Origin of the sequence: Bacillus sp. MM2020_4 (assembly GCF_011250555.1) — a bacterium.
Classification (GTDB): Bacteria; Bacillota; Bacilli; order Bacillales; family Cytobacillaceae; genus Neobacillus.
The window spans coordinates 1-545 of the sequence record NZ_JAANMZ010000114.1 but is presented as its reverse complement, the minus strand read 5'-3'; the positions used below and the strand labels follow the sequence as shown (position 1 = coordinate 545).

The following is a 545-nucleotide window of genomic DNA, read 5'->3' as shown; positions in this document are numbered from 1 at the left end:
TAACACCCGAAGTCGGTGGGGTAACCGTAAGGAGCCAGCCGCCTAAGGTGGGACAGATGATTGGGGTGAAGTCGTAACAAGGTAGCCGTATCGGAAGGTGCGGCTGGATCACCTCCTTTCTAAGGAATAGATCTGGACGTATGAGCCAGACAAAACAGGTTTGATACACGTTCTTTGTTTGCTTAGTTTTGAGAGTGCAATTCTCTCTATACTATTCGTTGTGGGGGCCTATAGCTCAGCTGGTTAGAGCGCACGCCTGATAAGCGTGAGGTCGATGGTTCGAGTCCATTTAGGCCCACCATTTCCATAACGGGGCTTTAGCTCAGCTGGGAGAGCGCCTGCTTTGCACGCAGGAGGTCAGCGGTTCGATCCCGCTAAGCTCCACCAAAGTTTTTTCACGCAGTGAAAATAACTTTTAAATCGTTCTTTGAAAACTAGATAATCGTAAGAAGAAGCAAAGTAAACATCGAGTAATCGCCATTTTAGTTTTCTCTCTATTTAATAGAGAAACAAACCTTTTAGGTTAAGTTAGAAAGGGCGCACGG

At 46.6% G+C, this 545-nt stretch carries 2 tRNA genes and 1 rRNA gene; all 3 read left to right on the top strand.

From position 1 onward, the window contains the following. Positions 1-119, top strand: a 16S ribosomal RNA gene (locus tag G6554_RS25365); the annotation flags it as partial. 105 nt (positions 120-224) lie between these two features. After that, positions 225-301, top strand: a tRNA-Ile gene (locus G6554_RS25360). Positions 302-311: 10 nt separating this feature from the next. Further along, a tRNA-Ala gene (locus G6554_RS25355) sits at positions 312-387 on the top strand. Positions 388-545: the final 158 nt, after the last annotated feature.